Raw genomic sequence first — 6,055 nt, 5'->3', positions numbered from 1 at the left:
CTCGCTCGTGCTGCTGCCATGGCTCGCCGCGGCCGGCGTCGGCTACGCGGCGGTGACCGTGCTGACGACGGTGCTCCTCGCGCTGCGGGACTACCGGCGCAGCCAACTCGCGCTCCTCGCCGCAACGCTGCTCATGAGTGCCGGGTTCGCCGGAGGCTGGCACCTGGGCGGGACGTACGGCCTCGCGATCGGCTCGGCCGTAGGCGCACTCGCGGCAACGGCCGTGCTCACCGCCATCGCCACGCCCTACCTACCGACAGGCATCGGCCGCGCCACCACCATCGGCGCCACGGCCTGCGCGGTCCTGATGACCACACTGCTCCTCGCTCACCCCTACCCCGTGGCGTGGGTAGTGGTTGCGGCCGTGGCAGGCGGAGTCACCCTCCTGTCCGGAAGGCGCACCGGCCGGACAGACGCGAAGGACCCGGATCCCGCGCCCGCTCCGGCACCGGCGTGTGCGCCCCGGCGCGGTCGCCACGCGACCCCGGGGCGCACATGGACGTGGCAGCGTCTCCTCGCGGTGCTGGCCCCGCTCGTCGTCGCGCTCGGCGCCTTCGGGGTACGGGCAGTCGGGGTGACCCGCAGCTTCGAACTCTGGGTCGACGAGATGCTCTACGCCGAGCTCGGCCGGTCGGTCAGCCTCGGCCAGCTCCCCAATCTCCCTGACGGGCCGTTCTTCCTGCACCCACCGGGCGCGTTCCTCCTCGAGGGCGCCGTGATCAGGCTGTTCGGCCTCTCGGGCGACAGCATGAGTCTCGTGTTCCAGCTGCGCTGGCTCACTGTCGTCCTGGGAGCGGTGTCGGTCGCGTTGGCGTTCCTGCTCGTCCGTCGGATCACCGGGCCGGCGTTCGCATGGACGGCAGCGGTCGTCCTCGCGTTCGAGCCGTTCGTCCTGCGCAACAACAGCCGGGTGTTCCTGGAGACGTCCGCGGTGGCCGCGGCGCTCGCCGGAATGCTCGTTCTGGTTGTCGAGCTCACGGGCGGCCGCGGCCGCCCACGCCTTCCGGTGCTGGTCGCGGCGGGCCTGCTACTCGGCTTCGCCGTGCTCACCAAGGACGTGATCGCGCTGTACACGGTGGCGCCGGTGCTGCTCGCGGCGATCTGGCGCCGCACCCTGCACCGCCAGACCGTCGCTGTCCTCCTGCTGACGGCTGCGCTGCCCTACACGCTGTACCTCGTCGTGCTGCAGACGACCGGGCACCTCGTCGACTGGTGGGAGCAGAAGGTGAGCGGGTTCGCCCGCGCGTTCGGCGCCGTGCAGGACACCGGGTTCAACGCCCCGGGCTCGCCCAGTCTCGTCGGGAGGCTCCTCGACCAGGTCGGGCAGTTCGGATCCAGCTACGTGCTGCTGGTGGCGTGCCCGCTCGCAGGTCTGATCGCCTGCTGGAGCGCGCGTCCGCAGCGGCGGCTGGTCGGGCTGGCGGCGCTGTGCATCGGCGGGTTCGGTGTCTACAGCGCCGCGTTCGGCACGTTCGAGGAGCAGTACGGCTACCCGGTGATGATCGCCGGTGTCGTCGCGCTCGCTGCGGTCGCGGCCGAGTACCTGGAGCGCAGGCCGGCGCGGATGCCGGCGGTCGCGACGGTGGGCGCGTTGTTCACCGGGCTCGTCATCCTGCTCGGCGTCCGAGCCGAGACCACCGTCGACGACGGCTTCGAGCAGGCACGTCTCTGGGTGCAGGTAAACCTCCCGGCTGACGCCAGAGTGAGCGTCACGAACAGTACGGGTGAGTTCGCGTTCGCGTCCGACCCGCGCTTCGGCGTGTGGCCGTCGGCGCCACTCATGCACGCCAACGGCGTCGACTACATCCTCACCCAGAGCCACCCGACCAGTCAGGGCTACGGCTACGCGCAGCCCGAGATGCTGGATTGGCTCGCCGCGAACGCGCAGCCGGTGTACCGCGTCGACGGACCGACGAACGGGAGCACCGTGATCTGGCACGTGGCTCCGGAGGTCGTCGAGCGAGGCGCCCAGCTGGACGTCGGCGAGCCGTCGCGCACCTACGAGACCGAACGGTAGCGCCGGTGAACCCGACTGCTCTCCTGCTCCCGCGGCGGCTCGCCTCGGCGCTGGCGATGGTGCTCACGGTGGCTGCCGCGGCGTCCTCTCTCGCGTCGTGCCGGCCGCCCGACGGGATGCGCGTCGGTGTGCTCGGCTCCGATTGTGCCGAGGAGCGGGTCTCGACACTCGCCGACGTCGGCGTGGACCTCGCCGTGGTGGACGTGCGGTGGGACCGCTTCGAGCCGTCCCCCGGTGAGATCGACCCGGCCTATGTCGACTCGCTGACGGGCGCCGTCGAGCGCTGCCGGAACGCCGGGGTCGGTGTCGTCCTCGGCCTGGGACTGCAGTACGCCCCGGGCTGGGTCGGCGACCTGCCGAACGGCAGATACCGCAACCAGTACGGGATCGAGCGCGAGGGCAGCGCACCGAATGTGATCTTCAGCGCCGACGTGCGCGACGCCGTCGACAGCTACGTCGAGGAGCTCGGTGCGGTCGTGCCGTTCGACGACATCGCGGCGATTCGGGTCGGCACGGGGGAAGCGGGCGAGCTCGGCTTCCCGGGGAGGGTCTACGGGAGCGATTCCGACAACGCCTTCTGGGCCTTCGACGACGCCGCACAGGACGGGTCGCGCCTCGCCGACGGTCTCGAGCCGACCCCGCTGCCGGGGTGGCGCCCCGGCGACCGCACACAGGACGGCAAGGACGTCACCAGCGAGGACGTGGCCGGCTGGTTCGGGTGGTACACCGGCTCTGCCGCCGAGGCCATCGCCTGGCAGATCGAGCTCCTGCGCAGGCACGGCTTCGACGGAGAGATCCACATCCCCCTCGCGGGCCGGGGCGTGCTGCCCGCCGACCTCGGCGAGGCCGTCGCCGCCTACCTCGACGGCACGGCCGACCGCGACGGCAGCCTCGAACGCGGGCTGTTCTACCCCGACCAGCTCGACCGGCTGGGTGCGCTCGCCGCGAACCTCGGAGGCGGGGCGATCTTCGCGGACGTGACGGGCATCGGCGACGCGACAGCCGTACAGGCGCGGACACTGAACCCGCCGCAGGACACCTGCCGGCCCGAGGACGCGCGCGAGGACCCGCGGCACACGCCGGGCGTGGCGGACTGGTCCGCGTTCCGGTGGACGATCGCGAACGCCAGGCACGCGGGCCTGGGCGTCGTCGGGGAGAACCCGGGCTCGCCGGACGCCCCCGGTACCGGAGGCGACGACGACTCCGAAGGGCTCGCCGGTCAGATGCAACACGCCCCGCGGTACGCGGCCGAGTGCGGGCTCTCGGCCTTCTTCTGGGCCTTCGAAGACGACTTCTTCAGCGGCCCCCGGGAGGTCGACATCACCACCTACGCCAGGACGATGGGGAGCTACCGCGGTGGGGACTGACACGACGATGCGCATCCTGCACCTGGGATTCGAGGATCCCCGCATGCCCGGCGCGGGCGGCGGCTCCGTCCGGACGCACGAGATGAACAAGCGGCTCGTCGCCGCCGGGCACGACGTCACCGTGCTGACCACCGGCTACCCGGACGCCGTGGAACGGGTGCAGGACGGTGTGCATTACGTGCCCGTCGGCGCCGGACGGGGCGCGAACCGGCTAACCCGGCTCGCCGGATACGTGTCGGGACTCCCGGCGGCTGCACGCCGGCATCAGGACGTCGACCTGGTGGTGGAGGACTTCTTCGCGCCGTTCTCCACCATGGCTGCGCCACTGTGGACCGGTCGCCCGACCATCGGGATCGTGCAGTGGCTGCATGCGCGCGCCAAGGCGAGCGAGTACGGACTGCCCTTCCATCTCGTGGAGCGGGTCGGGGTCCGCAAGCACCACCACCTCATCGCGGTCTCGCGCGGCACGGCCGATCAGCTCCTGGCGATGAACCCACGGCTGCGGGTCGACGTCATCGGCAACGGGGTCGACCCGCAGGCCTTCACAACCACCCCGCAGACAGGCCGCGACGTCGTGTTCCTCGGCCGCCTCGAGATCGTCGGCAAGGGCCTCGACCTCCTCCTCGCCGCCTGGGCGAGAGCCTCTGCGCTCGTCGCGGGCCAGTTGATCGTGGCCGGCGGCGGCCCGGACGAGGCACGGGTTCGAGCGCGGGTCGCGGAACTCGGCCTGTCCCACCGGGTCTCGTTCGCCGGATGGGTACGCGGCGAGGAGAAGTTCCGGCTGCTGGCGTCGGCCCGGCTCGTCGTGGTGCCGTCCCGCCACGAGACCTTCGGCCTCGTGGCGCTCGAGGCGCTGGCATCGGGCACGCCGGTGATCGCCTTCGACATCCCCTGCCTGCGCGAGGTGGTCCCACCCGGCGCCGGCTGGCGGATACCACCGTTCGACGTGAACGCGCTCGCCGAACGAATCATCGCGACCCATGCCGAAGACGGGCAGCTCGCCGCGGCCGGCCGCGCCGGGCGCGCATTCGCCGAGAGCTACGACTGGGACGTCCTGGCCGGCTTGCAGGCGGACGCGTACCGGGCCGCGATCGACGCGGTGCCCGCCCACTGAGGAGCCACGTGCCACTTCCATCGCACCTCGCGGCGTCGTCGTCCGCCGACTCCGCCTGGCTGTTCCTCTCCCCCCACCTCGACGATGCCGTCCTGTCGTGCGGAGCGCTGATCACCGAGTTCGCACCCCACCGCCCGATCACCGTCGCCACGGTGTTCACTGCGGCCGGCCCACCGCCGCACACCCTCGCGGCGCGCTCCTTCATGCGCCAGTGCGCGGCCCCGGACGCCGCCGTGCTTTTCGAGGACCGCCGCGCGGAGGACCGGGACGTCGTCCGGGAGATCGGTGCCGACGCCGTCCACCTCGACGAGACTGACGCCCTGTATCGCAGGCGGACGGTGCCCGAGCCCGTGGAGTGGTTGGGCGGAATCGTGCCCGAACTGGTGCACCGCTACCCGACCTTCCGCTTCGACATCGCCAAGGGCCGCGTGTCACGCGGCGACCGCACGCTCGTCCGACAGCTGCGTGCGCGCGTGGCCGAGCTGATGTCTCGAACCGCGGCGGAGCTGGTCTTCTGCCCTGTCGGCGTAGGCAGGCACGTCGACCACCTGATCACCCGTGCCGTGGGCGACGTGGCCGGTATGCGCACCGTCTACTACTCGGACTTCCCATACAACCAGTCCGCGACGGCGGATCCGGCCTTCCTGGCCGCACGCGATCTCGCGCCGTGGACGTGGGACGAGGGGATCCGTGCAAAGGAACGGATCATCCGCGGCTACCGGACACAGGCAGACGCCCTCTTCCCGACTGGGCGCATTCCGGCTGCACCCGAGGTCTACTTCTCCCGTCGGAGCCGGCCCGCGCTCACCAGCGAACGGATGCTCTCCGACCCGTGATCACCGGGACGGCTCGACGCCCCACCCGCCCGCAGCCCTTGTCAGCGGGCAGCTTCACGGGCCGGCGTTGTGACCGGATGGGTCGTCCTTGGCGACGGTGCCCCGGCCGGTCGTAGGCTCACGATCATGGCTCTCTACGACACCCCGATCGCCGCGCTCAACGGCGAGTCCTTCGATCTCGAGGCCCTGCGCGGCCGCGCCGTGCTGGTGGTCAACGTCGCCTCGAAGTGCGGGCTGACCCCGCAGTACACCGGGCTGGAGGAGCTCCAGGAGCGATACGCCGACAAGGGCTTCACCGTTCTCGGTGTGCCGTGCAACCAGTTCGGCGGCCAGGAGCCCGGCACCGCCGAAGAGATCGCGACCTTCTGCTCCGCCACGTACGGCGTCACCTTCCCGCTCACCGAGAAGATCGACGTCAACGGCGACACGCGCCACCCGCTCTACTCCGAGCTCACCACCACCCCCGACGCCGAGGGCGCGGCAGGCGACGTGCAGTGGAACTTCGAGAAGTTCCTCCTCGGCACCGACGGCACCGTGCTGCGCCGGTTCCGCCCCCGTACCGAGCCGACCTCGCCGGAGGTCACTGAGGCGATCGAGGCCGCCCTGCCGTAGCGGCCGGGCAGGCCACCGCGCAGAGCAGATTCTGGCTCAAAAATGCGCAAAAAAGTGGGCCCCCGCCTTCCGGCGGGGGCCCACAAAATTGTTGAATGTCGGCGGCGAC

5 protein-coding genes are annotated in these 6,055 nt (G+C 71.4%); all 5 read left to right on the top strand.

Annotated elements, in window-relative coordinates; all coding sequences use genetic code 11:
• Positions 1 to 2,017, top strand: a 2,017-nt coding sequence (locus tag ABD743_RS19775; protein WP_344723605.1) for a phospholipid carrier-dependent glycosyltransferase, incomplete at its 5' end; no start/stop codon positions are given.
• A 5-nt stretch (positions 2,018 to 2,022) separates the two neighbouring features.
• Positions 2,023 to 3,384 (top strand): hypothetical protein, encoded by a 1,362-nt coding sequence (locus tag ABD743_RS19770; RefSeq protein WP_344723604.1) that lies wholly within the window; start codon positions 2,023 to 2,025, stop codon positions 3,382 to 3,384.
• On the top strand, positions 3,374 to 4,498 hold the full coding sequence (locus ABD743_RS19765) for a glycosyltransferase family 4 protein (protein WP_344723603.1): 1,125 nt from the start codon (positions 3,374 to 3,376) through the stop codon (positions 4,496 to 4,498). Before ABD743_RS19770 ends, ABD743_RS19765 begins: the two co-directional genes overlap by 11 nt.
• A gap of 8 nt (positions 4,499 to 4,506) precedes the next feature.
• Positions 4,507 to 5,334, top strand: coding sequence for a PIG-L deacetylase family protein (locus ABD743_RS19760; protein ID WP_344723602.1), 828 nt, complete (start codon positions 4,507 to 4,509; stop codon positions 5,332 to 5,334).
• Positions 5,335 to 5,460: 126 nt separating this feature from the next.
• On the top strand, positions 5,461 to 5,946 hold the full coding sequence (locus ABD743_RS19755; RefSeq protein WP_344723601.1) for a glutathione peroxidase: 486 nt from the start codon (positions 5,461 to 5,463) through the stop codon (positions 5,944 to 5,946).
• The last annotated feature ends 109 nt before the right edge of the window (positions 5,947 to 6,055 follow it).

The organism is Pseudonocardia yunnanensis, assembly GCF_039534065.1.
Taxonomy (GTDB): domain Bacteria; phylum Actinomycetota; class Actinomycetes; order Mycobacteriales; family Pseudonocardiaceae; genus Pseudonocardia; species Pseudonocardia yunnanensis.
The sequence above is the reverse complement of the archived record's forward strand: the minus strand, read 5'-3'. Positions and strand labels throughout refer to the sequence as shown.

Coding starts and splice junctions, on each gene's coding strand:
- ABD743_RS19755 (WP_344723601.1), top strand. CDS start 5,461: ATGGCTCTCTACGACACCCCGATCGCCGCGCTCAACGGCGAGTCCTTC.